This is a genomic window from Candidatus Nitrosotalea okcheonensis (assembly GCF_900177045.1).
GTDB lineage: Archaea > Thermoproteota > Nitrososphaeria > Nitrososphaerales > Nitrosopumilaceae > Nitrosotalea > Nitrosotalea okcheonensis.
Map to the genome: position 1 here is coordinate 548,713 of NZ_LT841358.1, position 20,344 is coordinate 569,056.

Annotated in this window: 25 protein-coding genes; 15 read left to right on the forward strand and 10 right to left on the reverse strand. The window is 39.2% G+C overall.

Annotation, left to right across the window (positions count from 1 at the left end; genetic code table 11):
• Positions 1–3 precede the first annotated feature (3 nt).
• The 4 genes from BQ3481_RS03345 to BQ3481_RS03360 form a co-directional block, all read right to left on the reverse strand.
• Complete coding sequence (locus BQ3481_RS03345) at positions 4–735, reverse strand: cytochrome c biogenesis CcdA family protein (protein WP_157926971.1); 732 nt, start codon at positions 733–735, stop codon at positions 4–6.
• 53 nt (positions 736–788) lie between these two features.
• Entirely contained in the window at positions 789–1,313 is a 525-nt protein-coding gene (locus BQ3481_RS03350) for a hypothetical protein (protein ID WP_157926972.1), read from the reverse strand.
• A 146-nt stretch (positions 1,314–1,459) separates the two neighbouring features.
• Positions 1,460–1,630, reverse strand: coding sequence for a hypothetical protein (locus BQ3481_RS03355; RefSeq protein ID WP_157926973.1), 171 nt, complete (start codon positions 1,628–1,630; stop codon positions 1,460–1,462).
• Between the two features lie 188 nt (positions 1,631–1,818).
• Entirely contained in the window at positions 1,819–4,269 is a 2,451-nt protein-coding gene (locus BQ3481_RS03360) for a heavy metal translocating P-type ATPase (RefSeq protein ID WP_157926974.1), read from the reverse strand.
• Positions 4,270–4,342: 73 nt separating this feature from the next.
• Here BQ3481_RS03360 and BQ3481_RS03365 point away from each other — a divergent pair, with 73 nt between their 5' ends.
• From BQ3481_RS03365 to BQ3481_RS03390, 6 genes are all read left to right on the forward strand, one after another.
• The gene (locus BQ3481_RS03365; protein WP_231911851.1) at positions 4,343–4,798 is read left to right on the forward strand and encodes a winged helix-turn-helix transcriptional regulator; all 456 of its coding nucleotides are present in this window, start codon (positions 4,343–4,345) and stop codon (positions 4,796–4,798) included.
• A 45-nt stretch (positions 4,799–4,843) separates the two neighbouring features.
• On the forward strand, positions 4,844–5,236 hold the full coding sequence (locus tag BQ3481_RS03370) for a hypothetical protein (protein WP_157926975.1): 393 nt from the start codon (positions 4,844–4,846) through the stop codon (positions 5,234–5,236).
• Between the two features lie 83 nt (positions 5,237–5,319).
• Positions 5,320–5,523 (forward strand): hypothetical protein, encoded by a 204-nt coding sequence (locus BQ3481_RS03375; protein ID WP_157926976.1) that lies wholly within the window; start codon positions 5,320–5,322, stop codon positions 5,521–5,523.
• Positions 5,524–5,580: 57 nt separating this feature from the next.
• A complete protein-coding gene (locus BQ3481_RS03380) occupies positions 5,581–6,426 on the forward strand; it encodes a sulfurtransferase (protein ID WP_157926977.1) in 846 nt (281 codons plus the stop codon).
• 2 nt (positions 6,427–6,428) lie between these two features.
• Positions 6,429–8,030: a Vgb family protein gene (locus BQ3481_RS03385; protein WP_157926978.1), complete on the forward strand. Its 1,602-nt coding sequence runs from the start codon at positions 6,429–6,431 to the stop codon at positions 8,028–8,030.
• A gap of 95 nt (positions 8,031–8,125) precedes the next feature.
• On the forward strand, positions 8,126–8,962 hold the full coding sequence (locus tag BQ3481_RS03390; protein WP_157926979.1) for a hypothetical protein: 837 nt from the start codon (positions 8,126–8,128) through the stop codon (positions 8,960–8,962).
• 7 nt (positions 8,963–8,969) lie between these two features.
• Here BQ3481_RS03390 and BQ3481_RS03395 read toward each other — a convergent pair whose 3' ends face one another.
• The gene (locus tag BQ3481_RS03395) at positions 8,970–9,200 is read right to left on the reverse strand and encodes a hypothetical protein (protein WP_157926980.1); all 231 of its coding nucleotides are present in this window, start codon (positions 9,198–9,200) and stop codon (positions 8,970–8,972) included.
• Positions 9,201–9,765: 565 nt separating this feature from the next.
• On the opposite strand from BQ3481_RS03395, the gene BQ3481_RS03400 reads away from it, so the two are divergent.
• The 5 genes from BQ3481_RS03400 (at position 9,766) to BQ3481_RS03420 (ending at position 13,013) form a co-directional block, all read left to right on the forward strand.
• Positions 9,766–10,413 (forward strand): DsbA family protein, encoded by a 648-nt coding sequence (locus BQ3481_RS03400; protein WP_157926981.1) that lies wholly within the window; start codon positions 9,766–9,768, stop codon positions 10,411–10,413.
• A 2-nt stretch (positions 10,414–10,415) separates the two neighbouring features.
• Positions 10,416–10,952 (forward strand): hypothetical protein, encoded by a 537-nt coding sequence (locus BQ3481_RS03405; protein WP_157926982.1) that lies wholly within the window; start codon positions 10,416–10,418, stop codon positions 10,950–10,952.
• A complete protein-coding gene (locus BQ3481_RS03410) occupies positions 10,949–11,656 on the forward strand; it encodes a hypothetical protein (RefSeq protein ID WP_157926983.1) in 708 nt (235 codons plus the stop codon). The genes BQ3481_RS03405 and BQ3481_RS03410 overlap by 4 nt, the downstream gene beginning before the upstream one ends.
• 442 nt (positions 11,657–12,098) lie before the next feature.
• Positions 12,099–12,386, forward strand: coding sequence for a hypothetical protein (locus tag BQ3481_RS03415; RefSeq protein ID WP_157926984.1), 288 nt, complete (start codon positions 12,099–12,101; stop codon positions 12,384–12,386).
• Between the two features lie 117 nt (positions 12,387–12,503).
• Positions 12,504–13,013: a hypothetical protein gene (locus tag BQ3481_RS03420; RefSeq protein WP_157926985.1), complete on the forward strand. Its 510-nt coding sequence runs from the start codon at positions 12,504–12,506 to the stop codon at positions 13,011–13,013.
• On the opposite strand, the gene BQ3481_RS03425 is transcribed toward BQ3481_RS03420, so the two are convergent.
• Together BQ3481_RS03425 and BQ3481_RS03430 are read right to left on the reverse strand one after the other, a co-directional pair.
• On the reverse strand, positions 13,005–13,460 hold the full coding sequence (locus tag BQ3481_RS03425; protein ID WP_157926986.1) for a hypothetical protein: 456 nt from the start codon (positions 13,458–13,460) through the stop codon (positions 13,005–13,007). The two genes, BQ3481_RS03420 and BQ3481_RS03425, sit on opposite strands and share 9 nt — an antisense overlap.
• A 4-nt stretch (positions 13,461–13,464) precedes the next feature.
• A complete protein-coding gene (locus BQ3481_RS03430; protein WP_157926987.1) occupies positions 13,465–13,608 on the reverse strand; it encodes a hypothetical protein in 144 nt (47 codons plus the stop codon).
• A gap of 133 nt (positions 13,609–13,741) precedes the next feature.
• Between BQ3481_RS03430 and BQ3481_RS03435 the strand changes: the two genes are divergently transcribed.
• The 3 genes from BQ3481_RS03435 (at position 13,742) to BQ3481_RS03445 (ending at position 15,801) form a co-directional block, all read left to right on the forward strand.
• Entirely contained in the window at positions 13,742–14,023 is a 282-nt protein-coding gene (locus BQ3481_RS03435) for a hypothetical protein (RefSeq protein ID WP_157926988.1), read from the forward strand.
• Positions 14,024–14,031: 8 nt separating this feature from the next.
• A complete protein-coding gene (locus tag BQ3481_RS03440; protein WP_157926989.1) occupies positions 14,032–15,411 on the forward strand; it encodes a zinc metalloprotease in 1,380 nt (459 codons plus the stop codon).
• A gap of 69 nt (positions 15,412–15,480) precedes the next feature.
• Entirely contained in the window at positions 15,481–15,801 is a 321-nt protein-coding gene (locus tag BQ3481_RS03445) for a hypothetical protein (protein WP_157926990.1), read from the forward strand.
• Here BQ3481_RS03445 and BQ3481_RS03450 read toward each other — a convergent pair.
• Positions 15,798–17,813: a thioredoxin domain-containing protein gene (locus tag BQ3481_RS03450; protein WP_231911852.1), complete on the reverse strand. Its 2,016-nt coding sequence runs from the start codon at positions 17,811–17,813 to the stop codon at positions 15,798–15,800. The two genes, BQ3481_RS03445 and BQ3481_RS03450, sit on opposite strands and share 4 nt — an antisense overlap.
• A gap of 76 nt (positions 17,814–17,889) precedes the next feature.
• Between BQ3481_RS03450 and BQ3481_RS03455 the strand changes: the two genes are divergently transcribed.
• Positions 17,890–18,795 (forward strand): hypothetical protein, encoded by a 906-nt coding sequence (locus BQ3481_RS03455; protein ID WP_162287734.1) that lies wholly within the window; start codon positions 17,890–17,892, stop codon positions 18,793–18,795.
• A 194-nt stretch (positions 18,796–18,989) separates the two neighbouring features.
• On the opposite strand, the gene BQ3481_RS03460 is transcribed toward BQ3481_RS03455, so the two are convergent.
• Positions 18,990–20,030: a hypothetical protein gene (locus BQ3481_RS03460; protein WP_157926993.1), complete on the reverse strand. Its 1,041-nt coding sequence runs from the start codon at positions 20,028–20,030 to the stop codon at positions 18,990–18,992.
• A gap of 75 nt (positions 20,031–20,105) precedes the next feature.
• Positions 20,106–20,339 carry a hypothetical protein gene (locus BQ3481_RS03465; protein ID WP_157926994.1) on the reverse strand — a complete coding sequence of 78 codons (234 nt, stop codon included), beginning with the start codon at positions 20,337–20,339 and terminating at the stop codon, positions 20,106–20,108.
• Between the last annotated feature and the right edge of the window lie 5 nt (positions 20,340–20,344).

The window sequence follows — 20,344 nt, forward strand, 5'->3', positions numbered from 1 at the left end:
ATATCAACTCAAAAGAAGATTATTCAAAAGTGGAAAACTTGCTATTGCTGCAAGCTGGTTGGTAAACACCAGTACTCCAAGTATCACTATGAGCGATCCCATTGCAACAGAATAGTACTTGAGATGTTTGCTTATGTATTTTATCAATCTGGTAAATCTGGAAAAGAATAACCCCATCAAGACAAATGGAACTCCAAGACCTGCTGAATAACCTAGTAACAATACAAAAGCGTGGCTTGGAGTAGTAGCTGCCAAAGTAAGAATGCTTCCAAGAATAGGACCTATGCACGGAGTCCAACAAGTAGCAAATGCCAATCCAAAAACAAAAGAGAGCGGATAGCTAACTTTGGTTCTGTTTGGGAGAATTTTCTTTTCAAAATTTAATCTTGTGATTTTTGTTGACAATAGCATGAATGCGCCAAAGCTTATTATGATTATACCTCCAACATGATTGAGATCCGAGGTAATGCCAGAAGCTACTTTTGAAAGTACGCTGTTTAAAATCACACCAAATATTGAGAACACTACGGAAAATCCTAGGACAAAAAATATCGTATTCATCAAGATATTGAGCCTATTGGCTGCAAGATTTACTATGCCGTTGTTTCTTTGAAGTTCAGTTATGGTAGTGCCTGATATGTATGCAATAAACGCAGGTATTACAGGCAGTATACATGGAGCTAGAAAAGATCCCAGACCTGCTAAAGCCGCAATTGCAATGGTAATCTCCTGCATGACTTCAGGTCTTCATCATTTTATTAAGACTTTGTTCCAAATCTCTTCCAAAACTATTTTGTGTTGAAAGAAAGTGTGATCTTGTCGCCATCCTTGAAGACATAGTTTTGATAATCCGGGAATGGTTGTCCGTTTACAGTCAATGTTACCTGTTTGTAATCACTCAGATTTAGGCCCCAGATGGCGAGCAACTGGCCAAGGTAATAGTCCTTGACCTTGTATGACTCTACATGTATCATACCAGAAGTGTCATGCGTGTGTAGGGGAGCCATGCCTGTCATGCCGTATGAATCAAGCGAATGATCATTCCACAGTGTGGAATCAATTCCAATCTGTGCCGGTACTGTAGTATCTTTTCCGTCTATCACAAGCGTGAGATGCGTGTGCAGGTGCATCATACCCATGGAATCAATAGGCACAGAACCGCTAGGTGTCTTGGAAGCAGGCGAGCTAGATGTAAGCATAATCAAGCTAACGCCGATTGCCAACGCCGCTAAAATTCCAATTGCCACGAACGCTTTGATTTTTTTCTTCGAGTTTCCAAAGTTGCTTTTTGGTTCTTGTCCATCGTGCTTCATTTTATCTTCAATGGACTACAGGTGGTGTGGATATTTATCACTGGTAGTTTACAATTGTAAAATCAATGTAGATGTTAAGCACAATCTAAAATTCGTCTTACAATAACTCTGATTATAAAAATTGAATGAATCTATTTTGGATTTAATTAACAGCAGCAACCGCTGCCTTGATCCTCATCCTTCTGTCTTGTCATTTGCATATCTGTATATTTTTGTGCATGTTCATCAGAACAAAAAGATTTTCCAAACCTTTTGAATGGAGTGTCTTTCTTGACATCCATTCCACAAACAGGACAGTGTTTTGTCATTCCAAACATGTCTTTACTAGAAAACTTATGATATTTTAATGTGGAAGTTTACAAATGTAAAAAATTTTTCAGGAACATGTGATGGAGTAGACAGGCCCGCAACGGTCATTTCTTGTGATGGAACAACCATAGGGAAATCTGGCCTGAAATCAGTTTGACACAATAATATAAAGAGATTTTTCCAAATCAATTCAAAATCAGTTGTTCTTTCTTCTAGGAGTCCATCTCTTCATAGCAAGCGAGCTCATGGTGACAGAGACAGAGCTTGCTGCCATGGCAACTCCTGCAAGTGCAGGATACAATAATCCTATTGCGGCAACGGGTATGAGAACAGCGTTATACATGAAAGCATAAGCTAGATTTTGTTTTATCTTGCCTACTGTCTTCTTTGCAATCTCTATTGCGGTGACCACATCGCGGATATCGTCCCTGACTAGTATGACTTTGCCAGATTCTATTGCTATGTCCGTGCCAGAACCTATTGCCATCCCTACATCTGCAGCAGTAAGGGCAGGAGCATCGTTGACTCCATCCCCTATCATGGCGACCTTCTTGCCTTCGGTTTGGATCTTTTTTACAACATTAACCTTTCCAGACGGCAAGACATCTGCAAATATTCTCTCTATTCCTATCATCTGAGCAACCTTTCTAGCAGTCTTTTCATTATCTCCTGTAAGCATAATCGATTCTATTCCCATGGACTTTAAGATCGATACAGCTTCCTTTGCTCCTTGCTTTGGTGTGTCAAGCAATCCTATGACTCCAAGAACAGCGTTGTCAACTGAAACTATCACCGCAGTCTTTCCCTCTTCCTGAAGTTTCTCAACTGTCTGTTTCGAAGATGTTGTGTCTATGTTCTGGTTTTGCATGAATGACAAATTGCCTACTTTCAAATTCAAATCATTGTATGCTGCCATCACTCCAAGCCCTGCAACTGCTTCAAAGTATGATGGGTCGTATACCTTCACTCCCTGATTTTGTGCATGTATAACTATTGCCTTAGCCAGTGGGTGCTCGGAACCTTTCTCTGCCACTGCAGCAAGAGACAAAGTTGTGATTCCATTTTTGCTACCGTCAGTACTAGTTATGGTGGCAAGCTCTTTTATTTCTATGACATCAGTTACTTGTGGTTTTCCCTGCGTTAATGTTCCAGTCTTGTCAAATATCGCAACAGAAGTCTTGTTGAGCAACTCCATTGCTTCTCCACCCTTGAATATCACACCATTTGATGCTCCCTTACTCATACCTACCATGATTGCAGTTGGAGTTGCAAGACCCAGAGCGCATGGACAAGCAACTACTAGCACAGCTACTGCTGGAATCATTGCGCTTGCGATAGCTCCATGTGCCACAACAAAATACCAGATAAGAAAAGTTGACAGGGAAACAATCATCACGGCATATGCAAAATATCCTGCAACTTTGTCCACCATCTTTTGTAAAACTGGTTTTTTGCCCATTGCTTCTTCTACAAGCTTGACTACTTGCGAAAGAAAAGAGTCTGACCCAACCTTAGTTGCTTTTACTAGAATCATTCCTTCTCTGTTTATTGTTCCCCCTATCACACCGTCTCCAACTTTCTTTGTCACAGGGACAGATTCCCCAGTTACCATGGATTCATCCACTGCGGATGCTCCAAGAACGACAACAGAATCAACTGGAATCTTCTCCCCAGGTCTTACCACGAGAATGTCTCCAGGTTGGATAAGTTCTATTGCTACCTCAGTCTCCTCGCCGTCCTCTTTTCTGATTCTTGCAGTTTTTGGTTGGAGCTCAAGCATCTTTCTGATTATAGAACTAGTCTTGCCCTTTGTCTTGAGTTCCATCCATTTTCCTAAAATTATGAAAGTGACAACAACAGCTGCTGCATCGTAATACATGTTGTGCCAGATAGGGGATGGAAACGTGTAGAATGCACTAAATACGTAGGCAGTAGTAGTACCAAGCACTACGAGTGTGTCCATGTTTGCAGATCTCATCTTTGCAATTCGAAATGCGCCAGTGTAGAATCTGTTTCCGGTGACAAACTGAACTACTGACGCAAATGCAAACATGGCATATGCGATAATACTTGTACCAGCAAACGGCAAAAATTTGAAGATCTCGGGATAACTGAACAACATCACAGGAACCGTGAAAATGACTCCTATGATGAACAGGTGTTTGAGTTTCTTTGCCTCTATGTCTTGTGATGATATTCCAAGATCCTCGCTTAGTACCTCGTATCCAAGTTCTGTAATCTTCTTTCGAATGTCAGCAAGTGACAGTAGGGCAGAATTGTATTCTATATTAAATTGCGAACTTCCATAATTAACTGAAGCAGATTTAATTCCGTCTAGGTGTAATCTTTGCTCAAGTCTTTCAGCATCGGTGGAATCAGAAATTCCACCCAACTTCAAAGTTAATTTTTCATAAACTACCTTGTAACCTATTTCTTCAATTGCTTTTTCAATTGAATCCAGCCCAACTTTTGTTTGATCAAATTCTAAGGTAGCCTTTTCGGTAGCAAGGTTTACCTCCACCTTGTTTACACCCGGCACCTCTGAAACTGATCTCTGGATGGAGCTAACACATCCAGCGCAGTGCATGCCGCCTATCTTTAGCACGGTGCGCTTTGTGCTTTCTTGCTTGGATACCTCTATTGTCAAACGGTATCATATACCACTGACATTTACTTAACTATGGGACTTTACAATTGTAAAGTGTACAAGATATACATCCATGAGACGTAATCTAATCATGCCATTTAGGTTGGACGATGTCGACATTGCGGTATTGGAATCTCTGTTAAAAGACGGAAGAAAGTCCTTCAGGCAGATCTCAAGGGAGATAGGTGCAAGCACCCCTACTGTGAAGCAGCGATACGAGAAACTGGTCAGCATGGGCCTAATCAAGGCGGTAATGCCAATCGTAGACATGGACATGATTGAGAACAAAGAAAGTGAGAAGCTTGATCAGATAAGGCACGAAACAATCAAGCATCACAGCGTCAAGATCAGCAAGACCATGATGATAAAGATGGTCTGCGATTATTGCAAGGGTCCGATACACGAGAAACCACACATGTTGAAATTTGCAAACCTTGAAAGATTTTTCTGCTGTACATCGTGCAAGTCATTATACAAGGAAAAATACAAAGGAAGAATAGATTCGCTTGAGAATAAAAACAATTTCTAGGACAAACGGTCAATGCATAAATAAGTTCCACCTGTATATACGACAATGTCTGACGATATTTCTGTGAACGAGCTTGACAACATACAGAAAACCATGCAGTCATACATCAACAATTTTGATGAGATCGACAAAGAGATTTGCAATCTATTACAAAATTCAAATGCTAATGCAACTGCACTAGAAGAACATTCGGTAGAAACACAAAAATCTATACTTGATGGGAGGGACAAAGCCCTGTCCATTGGATTCATAGCAATATCCGCAGTTGCCCTTATCATCAGGAGATTTCGTACTGCGTCAAAATTGGTAGATCTTTTCATTCATCTGGTCAATCGTTTTGTTTCGCTCATCACACGATACGAGAAACTTTTCAAGATAAACTCTATTCAGGTCACAATCAGCCTCACTCCGTCTGTAGTAGTTACTTTCAAACCGTAAAATGTTCTGGTGCAATTCTGCACAAATATTATTAACGGGAACAAAATACAGCTGCTCATATGATGTCTTGCGGCACAGGAAAAATGTCAAAAAAGAAAATTGCAATCTTTTCAGCAGCAGGTATTGGAACAGCAACAATATTTTATTTTACATTTGCAACACACAATCCAACTCTTGCGGCAATGGCGCCGACATTTCTTACACTGGGCCTGTGTCCTGCAATGTGTGCTGCTATGGGTGGAGCAATGTGGTTTGGCAACAAATTTGCCAAGAAAAAGAAAAATTAGTTTTCTTACAAATGTAAAGGTTTGTATTAAAATATCTCGCCTTTAGAAGGATATACAATGAATTATGTGAATCCAGAAGTTTTAACTGATACAGAAACAGTTGCAAAAAATCTAAACAACAAGTCATTGAAAATTGTTGAGGTGGATTACGATCCAGAAAATGCCTACAAGCAGAGCCATTTACAGGAAGCTGCTCTGATTTGGTGGAAGAGAGACATCAACGATCCTGTCACACGTGACATCATCAATAAATCGCAATTTGAGGAATTAATGTCCAAGAATGGAATAACGCCAGAATCCGAAGTTGTCCTCTACGGCGATTTCAACAACTGGTTTGCTGCATTTGTCTTTTGGATCTTCAAGTACTATGGACATGAAAAAGTGAAGATAATGAACGGTGGAAGAAAGAAATGGGAACTAGAAAAAAGATCATATACAAAGGAAGAACCACAAATTCAGAGAACAAAGTATGTCTCACAGCCTCCAAACGAAGGACTGAGGGCGTATCTCTTTGATGTAAAACGAGCCCTTCAGAGAAAGGATACAATACTAGTTGATGTTCGCTCTCCAAAGGAGTTCTCAGGGGAAATTACTGCACCAGCAGAATATCCCATGGAGCATGCCCAGAGAGGAGGACACATTCCGGGAGCCAATAACATCCCGTGGGCTACTGCTGTAAATGATGTAGACGGGACATTCAAGTCTGTTGAGGAACTAAAGAAGATCTACGAATCAAAAGGGGTCACTCAGGACAAGGATATCATCTGTTATTGCAGGATTGGTGAAAGATCATCTCATACATGGTTTGTGCTCAAATATCTGCTTGGGTATACACAGGTCCGAAATTATGATGGATCGTGGACAGAGTGGGGAAACATGATTGGAAATCCAGTAGAAAAATAACATTGACTTTTAAAAAAATCATAGGCATAGCGGCTTTCATAACGGTAATTGTGTTAGCTACAATTTTGTTTAGCAACTTGGAAACTCAAATTATGACAGAAAATAAAAAAACAACCGATGAGAGATCTGCAAGCGAGCTAACTTTACAAAATGTCAACATTTCAAAGAATATTCCAGATTCCGTATTCAAAAGCAAATATGTGACAATCTATTCACTTCCAAATAAAACTGGGCCAAACGGAATTTTAGTCGATAGAAACGATGTGGTTTGGACATCTGGATCGTTTTCGCAGTCATTGTTTAGATTAGACCCTAGAGATGGCAATTTGACTTCATACCTCATACCAGAAGAAAAACATAGTAACACAATGGTTTGGTCTATGGTGGAAGACAAAGATGGAAACATCTGGTTCTCTCAATTTGGTTCAAACCCTCTCTGGTTGTTTGATCCTCACATAAAAAAATTCAATTCTTACCACACAAGTTATCCTCCGTTTCAGATGAAAGTAGACAATACAACAGGCGACATTTGGTTTACCACCCTGATCGGAAATACCGTAGGCGTAATTCAAAAAGTTGAAAATAAAACAGAATCTTCATACAAGATAATTGAATTTCCATTAGGAGCTAGTACAACTCCAAGCGGTTTATTTCTCAAAGATGATGCTGTATGGGTAGCAGAATTGAGTACCGGAAAGATAATCAAGTTTAAGATTCTCAGAAATAATGACGGTCTTGTTGTCAACATAATAAAGACATTGGAGTTACCGCAGCCTGATAAAATCAGATTTTCTTCACCCATTGATGTTCTGGTTCAAAATAACGAAACAATATGGGTGACAGAACATGCACCTAGCACAATTTCTGAATATGATATAAAGTCAAACAGTTGGAAAAGATTTTCAACTGCCAGAACAATTCCGCCTATACCTACATTGCCATTTTGGATGAGAGAAAGCCTAGACCACAAAGGCATATGGTTCAACGAACATCAAGGAGACAGGATAGCATTCCTCAACATAACAGATCACATTCTCACTGAATTTAACATACCCAACAATCAAGTGCCCGATCCATCCCCATACATGATCAATAATCCAATATCAAGACAGAACATAGCTGCACAAAATGACTACTATTCAACAATATTCACGCTGAATCTATCACTTGATCCTACAAATCCTAACAAATTTTGGTTCTCACAGTGGGACAATAACAAAGTAGGCATGGTAGACCGTACAGAGATTGTGCCATTTGACATACACTCTGATCTTACAAAGATCATATTTTCTGACAACAATACCACTCAAACTGCAATAATCAATGCAGTGGTCTTGGGGAAAAATATCACTATACCAAACAAGGATAACCACAATGTGATTTTTCTTAGTGCATCAAGCTCAATGAGAACTGATGGAGGATTTGAAAAAATAGTTGCAAACTTTACCACCAATACCGTTTCTTTATCAAGATCTGATCAAACAGTCCCTGTTCAACTGGTATTACAAAATGAGGGTGCAAAACCTGGAAACTATACGGTTGGCATCAGTGCAAGCAATGGCTTGGTAACAAAAACAACATTTGTTGATTTAGAAATACGCTAGTTGAGTTAATTTTTTACAAATGTAAGGATCTACATTAAATACCTACGACGTGATCAAGGATACAATTTAATATTAAGAAAGCGGCCTTTGAGCAGTTGGAAAAACAAGCTGCTGTCCAGCGTTCTCACAAGGTGCTTATAATTATAGGATCTCTAGCCATGCTAGTCTCATTTCTCGCGTACTGGAACAACCATTCACTCATAATTACACCTGCTGCTATGCCAGCACTTCAAAGGCTTGCAGTAGTAACATACGTGATCATGTTCCTGTCTTTTGGTTCAATTGGATGGGGCTTGTATAGATTCTACAGAACAAAGATAAGAAATGCCGATGATTCTACTTCTTCCATAATTTCAACTGTGATAAACAGCAGGAGATCAAAACAAATCTTTCTAGCAAGTGCGATAGGATATGGATTGTTTTTTGCAGTGGGCTCCGGCATAATACTCTACAAACCAGAACTGAACTTCACTGATTTTGGCCTTGCAGTTCCAATGGCAGAACTATCTCCATGCTGTGGTTTGCCCGGACAGATGCCCATGATTCTTTCCACATTTACAGAGCACCTAGGCTTTCAACTGATACCGCTCAACTTGGTGTTGTGGATAGTGGTATCTTTCTTGGTTGGTCTGAACTTTACCATGATGGCAAAGGCATTTTCAATTGCAAAAAAGAGCAAGGGGCTTGGAATATTTGGGGCAGCAACAGGCTGTTTCGTGGGCTGCCCTACATGCGCTGGGACAATATTCTTTTTGCTTACTAACCTGGGAGTTACTGCTACCACCACTGCAACCACAATATTTCTTACATCATACGGGCTGCAACTTCAAAGCCTCTTCATGGCCATATCGATTCCAGCACTAGTAGCAACTCCATACATAATGGCAAAGGCAATCAGAAAATCTTCCCAAGAATCATGTTCGATAAAATAGGTTTGAGCTATTCGCCCTCTTTGAATTGGTGAATTGACAGTATGAATGAAGGTGTATTTCCATATGCCACTACAATTTCATCGTGTTCTCCAATCTTAGTTTCATTCAAGCCTGTATTGACAATCTGCCCATTGACAAATATTTTTGGCAAAGCTCCAGAAACTGGAAAGTTCTCCGAAGCCCTCCAAATATCAAAGAACTGACCTAGAGTAAAATCTCTAGATTTTGGCGATTCCATGCGTATCACTCCGCTGGTATCATGCGTATGCAGCCAATATAGACACGTATTGCCTACAAATCCGATTTGTGCAGGAAACCGTTAGTGGATTTCCGTTGACATAAAAATCAAGATGCGCATGACTGTGGAGAACTACAAATTCCTTTGTGTTACATTCTATTCCGTCTATTGATGACGCAGTGCTGACTTGCTTTGAACCAAGATCATGGCTGACATATGCTAACGCAGCAACTATGCCTGCAATAATTCCTATTGTAATCAGTTTGTTTCAATGTTTGTTAGGAGTCTGTCCGATTTCGTCTCTTCGTTTTTCCTGTTCTTTTTCCTTAACCATTTTCCTAGCAACAAAAAATCCAGCTAATTGATGATATATTAGTCTGGCAGTTTACAATTGTAAAATTTTTCTTTTGGACAAAAGCATTTAAACTGCAAATTATGTAAAACAATTACAGGTTACACTAGGTGAAAAAATATTTCAGAAGGAACAAAAAAAGTCACAATTGAGATTACAAAGGGGACAGTTCTTCTCTTTGCCGTTTTTCTTGTCACAGGATATTTCATAGGAGTGGTGTTCCCGGTTAACAACATAGGAGTTACAAAAGGATCCAACATTCCTCTCGAACCGCAACAGCCGTTGCATCAGCAAGCGCAGCAACAACTTGCAAAATTGCAGATACCGTCATTTGCACAGTACAGAGGATCTAATTCGGCTCAACTAAACATAGTGGAGTTTGGAGACTATCAATGTCCATTCTGTGAAAAGTTCTTCCAGCAAAACGAGCCACAGATTCTACAGGATTACATAAATAATGGAAAAGCAAAATTCTACTTCCTCGACTTCCAGTTTCTTGGTCCAGATTCTCTCACGCTTGGAGAGGGAGCATGGTGCGCAAACGAGCAGGGAAAGTACTATGATTATCATGATTACATTTACTCGCATCAGGGACAGGAGAACTCTGGTTGGGCTACACCGGACAAGGTCAAGGCACTGGCTGTAGACATTTCCGGTCTTGATGCTACAAAGTTCAATTCCTGCCTTGACAGCAAAAAATACGAGTCGCGAGTACAGCAGCTCACACAGTATGGCCAGAGCCTAGGGGTGAGCGGAACGCCTACAATTTTCATAGGAAACGATCAAAAGGGCTACCTCTCTGCGGTAGGAGCACAGCCCTACGACGTCTTCAAGCAGATAATAGACAAGCAGAGGGGTTGAACATGGATGCTATCGTGATGAAAAATGCGCTTCAAAGCGTTTTCCGAAATCCAAGATATGTGGTAATATCGATCCTGATTTCTGTCTTCACGTTTTTTATTTTCATTTTTGTCAACAACTTTTCTACGTTTGTTACAGCGATTAGTCTTGGCGCCTCTCCAACATTACTCCTCGCTGTAACGACAAACGGTGCTGTAAACATATTTGACGCATCAGGTGCAGCCATGTTTACATCGATAATTGTTATTTCCATACTTTCAGGCATCACGATCTCCATGATAATATATCAGCTGCGGGTCACTGGGTCATTGGGAGGAAAGAAAAACCTTGCAAGTTTTGGAGGAATTTTTGGTGGCGCATTTTCTTCTGCGTGCTCGGCCTGTTCTACTACACTTGCATCAATATTGGGTGCCGCAGGAGGACTCGCAATATTTCCACTGAAGGGACTGGAGTTTAGCTTACCTAGCATAGGCATACTTGTTGCATCCATGTATTTCATTTCCAAAGGATTGATGAAATCAGGAAAGTGCAAGATATGAAATTGGAGATACCTACAAAATACTTTGCAATAGGAGGAGCAATAGGGGCGCTTGCGATAATTTCATTTGTATTGATTAGTTACCACGAGACTTCAACTTCGGAGTCAATGCCTCTTCAACACACAGACAACAAACTGCTTGATATTTACAATTCAATTCCGACTCAGACAGGAAAGGGCATCTTCATGGTCCAGAGTAAGAATCTGACAAAACCGGTGGATCCTGAGCTTGTTGATCTGGACAGCCAGATAATTTCATGCAGCCCTAACGTTGATGGTCTGCTGACTTCATCACCAAACATAGGTGGTAGTTGTACAGGACCAAACGTCAATCTTGCCAGTGTAAAAGGAAAATATCTTAGCGGCCAATGTTGTGGCATTCTTCAAAACACAACAGAATATCACAAACATCTTGAAAAACTACAACAATATTCAAACATACCAGATATTCCTCTAAACCCATACAAAACCTCAGTAGATGTGGCAAAGAAGTGGATAGACTATGACAGCAAGACTACTCTTAACACCTCAGAACAAGCAGTATATGACAAGGCGATGAAAATCTCAACAGAGGGGCCGTGCTGCTGTCACTGCTGGCATTATTATGTAAACGAGGGAATTGCAAAAAAAATGATCCGCGATTACGAGTACAACGCACATCAAGTTGCAGATTTTTGGGACGTGTCTGACATCTGTGGGATATGAAAATGAATGTGGAATAACCTTACTTCAGAATTTTAGCGAGATAATGAAACTCTTCTCAATGCATTAGTCCCATGATATGATGCCAAATTAGATCATATTCGTATTAATTTTCATCAATGTCAATCATGTTAGTATCTTTTCCATATCAAAAAGTGCAAATCAAAATCCATAATGTGGGTATACTTCAAAGGATAGTCTCCTTCTTGTTTCTTGTATACGTCCTAGAATAGATCTGCCACAAAAGAAATGCTATGAAATACCTGTCTTGTGATACTGTCCTTGATTTGTGTAATTTTATTCGCCTATAATCATAGGAAAAATGGTATTTCAAAAAATCATAATGTCCGATTTTTTGTCTTTTTAAGATCTCATGAACATTATTCGTAATCATAATGTCCGATTAGGACATACTAATTATACTAGTAAATTGGAGTGTTATTAGTTGGACAAAATCGAATACGAGGGCACCGTTTGGGCAATAAACCACGGTTTGCCGCAACCATTGCTTGATCATTGCATAAAGAAACTGGTTGATTATGGAGTCAAAAAAGAAGACATTCAGATCACTGACGCTCCATCAGATGTAAAGGTTGGAACAATCGTAGTGGATGTGTATCCATATCACATTGAAGTAGGACGAGTGAGAACCACCCGAAATGATTCATACATAAGCGGCAGCATAATGATAATAGAGCTAAAGGCAGATCCGGAAGGAAAATACATTGACTAGAGTTTGTACAAATTACGCTATTAACTTGTCAGACCGAGACAGAAGATCCAAAAGCCAAAAGAGCAATAGATTTTGATTTTCAAATAGATTTATCTCATATCAAATTCTGGTTTTGGTGTGAGACGAAAAAAGGCTCCAGGTAAAAGCCATGTCATGCCAATAGCAATTGGCACAGGTATAACAATAATAGTAATTGTAATACTTGTCAACTATTATCTTGACCAGATGAGTATTGCAGGTCAACGATTTGGAGACCAACTGGCACAGATCCAGTCAGATCTTAAAAACGAGACCCAGAGTTTTGATGCAAACTTTACGCAGTACAAACATGGACAGATTTCAAAAGATCAGATGTTAAAGATAACTGATGCTCATATACTTGCAGTCAAGAATATACTTCCACGATACGATGGGTTGAATGCCCCAGAGTTATTCAAACCATCATTACAGTTATTCAGACTGTCTACTGAGACCCAGATTGAAAGTGATGAAGCACTAAGAGAGTGGGTTACAACAGGAAACAATGCAACCATTGCAAAATCCGACCAGTTGTTACAGCAATCATTCCAGTATGAAATGAATGCACTCCAGTCATATGAAAGTGCAAAAACTGGCAGCTCACAGTAGACCTTTTTTATTAGCAAAATCCAATATGTTTCCCAAGTTGCTAAGGATCTCTTTTTTCTCAAGCAGAACATTTGATGGAAAAATTATCCCAAGTGTGATGCTTAGCATATCATGATCCGTATGAGATATCAAAATTTTATGGTGTGCAATGCCTTTTTCAGTCAATAGATTTCTCCAAGCAAGAATTCGGTCATGTACATGGCGTATCTGTTGCTCAACATAATCAAGATTCATTTCCACACCATCTTCAAATATTCCAAACTTGACAAATGGCACCATCAAATAACCACCCTTTATGGGATCATGATTTTTTAGCATTTCCTGAATCATTTTATCAGCCTTGTCTTCTGGCTGGATATCACCATACTCTGGCGCAAAATAGCCTACCAGTGTCTTATTGGCATCATAGATCTTAAAATAAGCATCTTCTTGATCAATAGTCCACATTGTATTATACTGCTATCTTTTCTGCCACCTGATTTATTTTAAACGTAGCAAGACACTTGCCGCAGAAATACTCTTTTCCTGTGTTAAAGATAGTTGGATTTTTGCACTTTGGGCATTCCTTGTTTACACGGTTAACTTCAATTGGCACGATAAGGCTTGGGATCAATTCTTCAAAAATACATGTGGTCAAATTTAATTTGCAAGTTCTCTAATTACATCAGATCTTACACCGGGAATTGTGAAAATCAAACATTATAAACAATGCAAGGAAAAATCTATTCGTGATTCCCTCGACAACACGAAAATTCATTGACAGCCTAATTGATTACTACATAAGCGAGGCTGCATCGTACAAGCAACTGGCAAAGGCATACTCTGACGAGGTTGAAGATATAAATGCAAACGCGTTTGGAATCATAGTTGGCTGCATCTATTCAGCTTTTCTTCAAGCATATCAGAACCAAAAATTAAAGCCGTTGTTAGAAGACACCCAAGAATTTACACAGATGATCAAAATCAGAGCAGCCCAGATAAAACGCGGCATACTCGATGCCAAGGTCTGACACATTTCATGAAAAAAACAATTCCAACCATTGCCTTGATTGTTTTATTTTCATGGTCTGTTTTTGTACCAACAGTAGTTCCTGCTTTTGCAACAGGCCAATTTTTGCAAATGCCAATAAGAGTTCATCATGGTCCAATAATTTGTGCCATAGAACCACATGCAGATCCAAATTTTCCAACTGTTGGAAAACAATTACTGGATGAAACAGAATATGCAGTGATTGACTGGAAGGCAAAATTAAACCAAGGTCTTGGAAGACATCCAGTTTGGAACATCACTCTAGTCAAGGTTCCAATTTCTCAGCAAAATAGTTTTAATTATACAGAGTGTGATATTACAATAAAATATTTTCCACAGCCACAAAAAAATTCTAATGGATTTATTGCTACAGGGGTAACAATACCAAACTTTGAAACTGGTAAAACCAACATTGAGATTTATTATTTAGACGTAGAGCCAAACTGGATCAAAAAAGAATGGACGGTCGGCGGCCAGATGTATTATACATATGTAGACGAGCCACAATATACAGGTCTTGTTGCCACAAGTACACAGTTAGATTCCACCATCAGGCATGAGATTGGCCACTCATTTGGTCTTGGACATTATATTGTACCATATGACAGATTACGCAACATCATCAATGGGTTAGAGGACATGCCATCAATCATGATAGACGCAGTAACTATTCTTGGTGTAAAACATTACGATATAACACCACTTGATGTTGCCCAAGTCAAATCAACATACGGTGATGGAGGATTTGACAATCCAATACAGAAAAAAGATTACCACCACATGGTACATCAGATTAGCATGTCCAAGCAGTATTACCAACCAGGTGAGGAAGTAACATTGGATGTCAATACCGGCATGTTTGATGACAAGTCATTTGCAGAAATTCTCGTAATTGATTCCAATAATACCATGATAGAAAATATTGGAATTTCAAAATTAAACTCCACAATACCATTAGGAAATGCATACCAGAAAAACGAAAAATATCTTGCAGAAATGATCAATCCAATTACCGGAGACTGGGATTTTGCCAGTTTTACTGTTGGAGTTCCGATTTCACAGATAACAAATATGAATCAAAATATTCCAGTCTTACAGACACAGATTCCATCATGGGTAAAAAACAATGCAAAACTATGGTCTCAGAATTTGATTCCAGATGAAGAGTTTGTAAAAGGACTCGAATTTTTGTCAGTCCAAGGCATGATAAAGATACCTCATAGTATAGATGAAAACAATCTGGGTCGCATTCCAGTATGGATAAAGACAGCTGCAAAATTGTGGTCAACCGGAGAAATATCAGACGATGAGTTTGTCAGAGGACTCCAATATTTGACAGACAATGGGATCATTCCAGCTCAAAAATAGAAAACCTAGACACAAAACAGGACCAAGAGTTGTGAAAAGTTAAATTGCAACATTTTTAACGATATCTCAATGTCGGAGCTAATCCATTACCAGATACAGCAGTTAATTGACAATGGACAGACAGTACAGTTGACACTTGCCGAAGATGTCCAGACAGAGCCAGTTTCTCAAAAGCAGCTGATGCTTGATGCAATAAACCGTAAATTAGACCCAGAACTACGAGACCAGATTGCTCCATTTATAGAGGCAATACTTCAAGCCCAGCCAACTATTGCAATCAAAAGTTATGCCCAGACATCAATCACCATAACCATGCCCAAACGAAGATATGAAAAAATGGGCAGTCCTGCAGTAGGCCAAAGACTTGAAATTAACATGAGAAAAATCTAGACCAGTTTTTCAATTTCAGATACAGTCTCAAGAGGCAAGGAACATGTAAAATCCCTGCAGACATAGACTTTGGTTTTGGCGTCTTCAAATTCTTTTCCTGTAAAAAACTGCAGATCTTTTAGATTTTCAAGATCCTCTTTTTTAGATATCATGACAAGAATTGCTTCTGGTATGAATTTTTTTAAGAGATAATTTTTAATATTATGATTTATCGTGTTTACCAGTGTAATTTCTACTGGCTTTTGCAGGTATGCATACATTGTATTTAGCAATTGTCCAAACCCAAATGGATTTTCCGCAGCCATCACTGCAAGTGATTCCATGACTTTGATAGATATGTCAAGATATTTTTTTTCTTGTGTGAGATGATATAGCCGCAGCATAACCCATGCTGTAACAGAATTCCCAGACGGCAGGGACAAGTCGTAAATGTTTTTTGTCCTTATGATTAGCTTCTCGTGATTGTCAGCAGTAAAGAAAAAGCTTTTTTGGTTTTCATCCCAGAAATGCTCAATTAAATAATTTGCATAATATACTGCAAGATCAAGATGTTTTTTTGACGGTGCAATCTCAAAATAGTCAAGCAATGAATTTACAAAATATGCATAATCATCAAGATATGCCCTAAGCTTAGAGTGACCATTTTTGTATGTGTGAAGCAACTCGCCATCTCGGGTCAGTTGTGATTCAATGAATTCAATGCAGTTTGTGGCAGCCTGGAAAAAGTCCCACTCTCCTGTAACACGATATCCTTTGATAAATGCAGTAATCATGAGTGAATTCCAGTTGGTCATTATCTTGTCATCTCGGCCCGGTGGAACTCGCTGTACCCGTACTGCATAGAGTTTTTCTCTGGATTGTTGTAGAATTTGCTTTATTTCCGATTCACTCTTGCCAAAGTGAAATGCTATTGATGACAGGTTCATGTTGTTATACAAGATAGTGTGTCCCTCAAAGTTGCCACCATCTGTAACATCATAGTACAGACAGAAAATGTCTGCGTCTTTTCCCAATATCTCTTGGATCTCTTTTTTCTTCCAGACGTAGAATTTCCCTTCCTCGCCCTCAGAGTCTGCATCTTCTGCAGAGTAGAATCCCCCTTGGGGCGATGTCATATGTCCTAAAACATATCGCAGCGTGCCATTTATGACCTCAAGGTATCTTGGATCTTTAGAAATCTGGTACGCCTCGGCATAGACCGGAGGCAAAAGTGCATTATCATATAACATCTTTTCAAAATGCGGTACTAGCCATCTGGCATCAGTAGAATACCGGTGAAATCCGCCGCCAAGTTGATCATACATTCCGCCATTTGCCATTTTGGTCAGAGTCTTAAATGCAAACTCCTGAAACTTGGCAATTCCAGATAGTTTAGAATACCTTAGAACAAAGGATATGTTTGATGCATTTGGAAATTTTGGTGCTTGACCAAATCCGCCATTTGTTGTATCTGCAATTGATAATAAATTCATCGCTGCTTCATCAAGGATTGACCTTTCCAATTTGGAATCAAGTGAAATAGACTCGGTTTTTTGTAGTGTGTTGATAAAACTTTCAGCAGCTTGCTCTACATTACCAGGCTTTTCTTTCCAGGCTTGTGCAAGCTGTAATACAATGCTTCCAAATCCTGGCCTTCCATAGTTATCAAGTGGTGGAAAATATGTGCCGACATAAAATGGTCTTTGATCAGGGGTCAGAAACACGCTAAGAGGCCAGCCACCGCTTCCAGTAGTCATCTGACAAACTTTTTGATAGATATCATCAATATCTGGTCTCTCTTCCCTATCTACTTTGATATTGATGAAATTCTCGTTCATTGCTTTTGCAATTTCTTCGCTTTCAAATGATTCATGAGCCATGACGTGACACCAATGACATGCACTATATCCTATACTTAGAAAGATTGGCTTGTTTTCTTGTTTTGCCTTGTCTAGTGCCTCTTCTCCCCACGCATACCACTGGACAGGATTGTTAGCATGTTGTAAAAGATATGGGCTGGACTCTTTTATCAAATTGTTTGGCAATACACATCATACAAGAAAATTACAGTATTTGTATTAATCTCTTTAACAGAAAGAATAATGTTACATGTTTTCACGTCAAAATCAAGTAATGCAATCTAGTATGATATTTCTTGTTTTGTCAATTTTGGTATTGGGTGTTACAATACCTACAGGATATGCATTTTCACAACAGCCCAATGTGTGCAATCCTCATACCATTTGTGCTCATCCCGGAGACATGCTCAGATACAATATTACAATAAGAGACATGAACAGCTCCCAGACATACAATTTTGGTTCCATGCCTGATGCAAACACCATCAATATCATACAAAGTCAGGACGACATCAAGGGTATCCAAAATTCCACACTAGTTCTCAACCTAAAGACCGGCTTTGCGCATGGTGTACAAGATGCCAATGCAGTTCAGCCATTTCTTGAGATGTTAGCATCACCAATAGATTATAACCAGTCAGATACTTCAGTGACACCAGTTATAACAGACTTTAATGGATTCAAAAGAACTTCTCTTGTTGCGTTCCACTCTACTGAAAACAGTACATCAAAAATTGTATATGATATTGAGACAGGAATTCTGTTAGAAGAGCAGTCCACATCAATTATTTCGATCAATGGTAATCCAGAAGTTATTAATTTTGCAGACAAGCTATCTGATACTAATATGATAAATTCAGACTCGGGTTCCACCAACACTCAAAGCCAGATATCAATACCAAAGTGGGTCAAAAATACTGCCAGATCATGGTCCCAAGGAGACATACGGGATTCAGAGTTTACAAATGCAATCCAGTATCTCATATCAAATGGCATAATGCACATACCACATGGTACATCTGGTGTAAATTCTTCCCAGTCAATTCCAGCGTGGATAAAGCAAAGTACTGGAATGTGGGCAGGAGGTCAGATTACAGACAATGAGTTTGTGCAAGGCATCCAGTGGCTTATTACAAAAGGCATAATCCAGGTCTGAAACCAGCAAGTTAAATAAAACAAGGAAATGTTTCAGTTATGAATTGTAAGAGGTGTCATCATACAAGTGACGCGCATATGCCATCTGAAGAAAGCAAGTCTCTAGTAAAATTTGGCAAGTGCATCATAAGGACTTGCGCATGTTCACAATTTATCGAGCCCATTGAAGAGATTGACGATGATCTAGTCTAAGTTTTATTTAGTGACAGTATTTATTTTGAGATTTTCTGACAGGGAGATTGTTTTTGCATTGTTTGAAGTAGTGTTTGAAATTGTCATTGTGTGATTTGAGGAACCAGTTGCTGTAGCATTTGCAGTCATAGAAATAGTATCTGCCTTAGTCTCAGCAGTCATGTTTGATTTTGTACTATTACCAGTGGAAGTACTTGTGTTAATCGTCATCTTCCCTGTAGAATTTACAGTTGCGTTAACCGGGGCTACAACACTTGTACTGGTTGTCATTTTTACAGTAGCATTTACCACAGTTGCGTTAACAGGAGATGCAATACTTGTAGTATTTTGTATAACAGGAGCAGGTGGTGGAGGAGGAATTAATTTTGGCGGTGTTGATGTAATCTGGTTAATATTTTCAGATTCTAGAGTCGGAGTATAACTTGAGCCAAGTATCTGCTTGAGGTTGTCATCAAACGATGAAGTAAATGTAAGTATCCGTACTTGAGGATCAGCATTTGCTGTCGCGTATCTTGCAGAATCATTAGTTGCTGCACCAAGTGAAGGGTCCAGTGTTTGAGGAGAAAGCCTTGCACCAACAGGCATCATAGTGTTAAATGACACAATATTATACCCAGAAGTAGGAGTCATTGCATACACCTCTGCAAGAGAGACTGAGTTTGTATTGTTTACAGTTGATGTGTCAAAGATTAGGACTTGGCCTTTCTGACCGTTGTAATTTGGCATGTATTGATTTCTCAGTTGTACGGCATCAGCAAAGTTGCTTGCAGCACCCAAGAGTTGAATCTTGGCACCTACTGGTTGAGTATAATCAAATGCAACTATCGTGTAACCGTGTTTTGGCGTCATGGCAGTAATCTCTTGTTTTGCCATTATGTCACCTGAAAAATGATAATTGCCACCTATTTCCAACACCAATAAACCGATGAGTACTAGAGATACTGAAATTACAATTAGTGAATAACCGACTTTTCTATAATTGTGAGGATTTTTGTCTTTTACAACCGGTGGTGTGCTGTTCGATGGTTCGGGAGTATGAGACATTTGTTTCCCAACAATTGGGGGCTGAATTTAATCTTTTATTGTCACAAAGATACAGAATACAATACTACGATAACGTCACTTTTTGGCTTGGTCTACTTTGAAGATCTGTATCATCATCAGATCTAGTGCTTTTTTGATGTGCTCTGACTCGTCAACGATGTGTTTTTGATTTTCTGCAAGTATCTTTAACACTCCCATCATGGATTTTTTTTCTCGATCAGTTGACGATGCCTCCAATGCACTTATTCTAGATATCAAAACATCTAGTTCTTTTTTGAGTTCCTGGCCATGAGACTTGGTCTTGTCCATGGAGA

Coding starts and splice junctions, on each gene's coding strand:
- BQ3481_RS03410 (WP_157926983.1), top strand. CDS start 10,949: ATGAAATTGGAGATACCTACAAAATACTTTGCAATAGGAGGAGCAATA.
- BQ3481_RS03405 (WP_157926982.1), top strand. CDS start 10,416: ATGGATGCTATCGTGATGAAAAATGCGCTTCAAAGCGTTTTCCGAAAT.
- BQ3481_RS03355 (WP_157926973.1), bottom strand. CDS start 1,630: ATGTTTGGAATGACAAAACACTGTCCTGTTTGTGGAATGGATGTCAAG.
- BQ3481_RS03440 (WP_157926989.1), top strand. CDS start 14,032: ATGAAAAAAACAATTCCAACCATTGCCTTGATTGTTTTATTTTCATGG.
- BQ3481_RS03345 (WP_157926971.1), bottom strand. CDS start 735: ATGCAGGAGATTACCATTGCAATTGCGGCTTTAGCAGGTCTGGGATCT.
- BQ3481_RS03460 (WP_157926993.1), bottom strand. CDS start 20,030: ATGTCTCATACTCCCGAACCATCGAACAGCACACCACCGGTTGTAAAA.
- BQ3481_RS03380 (WP_157926977.1), top strand. CDS start 5,581: ATGAATTATGTGAATCCAGAAGTTTTAACTGATACAGAAACAGTTGCA.
- BQ3481_RS03395 (WP_157926980.1), bottom strand. CDS start 9,200: ATGGAATCGCCAAAATCTAGAGATTTTACTCTAGGTCAGTTCTTTGAT.
- BQ3481_RS03370 (WP_157926975.1), top strand. CDS start 4,844: ATGTCTGACGATATTTCTGTGAACGAGCTTGACAACATACAGAAAACC.
- BQ3481_RS03455 (WP_162287734.1), top strand. CDS start 17,890: ATGTTTTCACGTCAAAATCAAGTAATGCAATCTAGTATGATATTTCTT.
- BQ3481_RS03465 (WP_157926994.1), bottom strand. CDS start 20,339: ATGGACAAGACCAAGTCTCATGGCCAGGAACTCAAAAAAGAACTAGAT.
- BQ3481_RS03350 (WP_157926972.1), bottom strand. CDS start 1,313: ATGAAGCACGATGGACAAGAACCAAAAAGCAACTTTGGAAACTCGAAG.
- BQ3481_RS03425 (WP_157926986.1), bottom strand. CDS start 13,460: ATGTGGACTATTGATCAAGAAGATGCTTATTTTAAGATCTATGATGCC.
- BQ3481_RS03375 (WP_157926976.1), top strand. CDS start 5,320: ATGTCAAAAAAGAAAATTGCAATCTTTTCAGCAGCAGGTATTGGAACA.
- BQ3481_RS03445 (WP_157926990.1), top strand. CDS start 15,481: ATGTCGGAGCTAATCCATTACCAGATACAGCAGTTAATTGACAATGGA.
- BQ3481_RS03365 (WP_231911851.1), top strand. CDS start 4,343: ATGAGACGTAATCTAATCATGCCATTTAGGTTGGACGATGTCGACATT.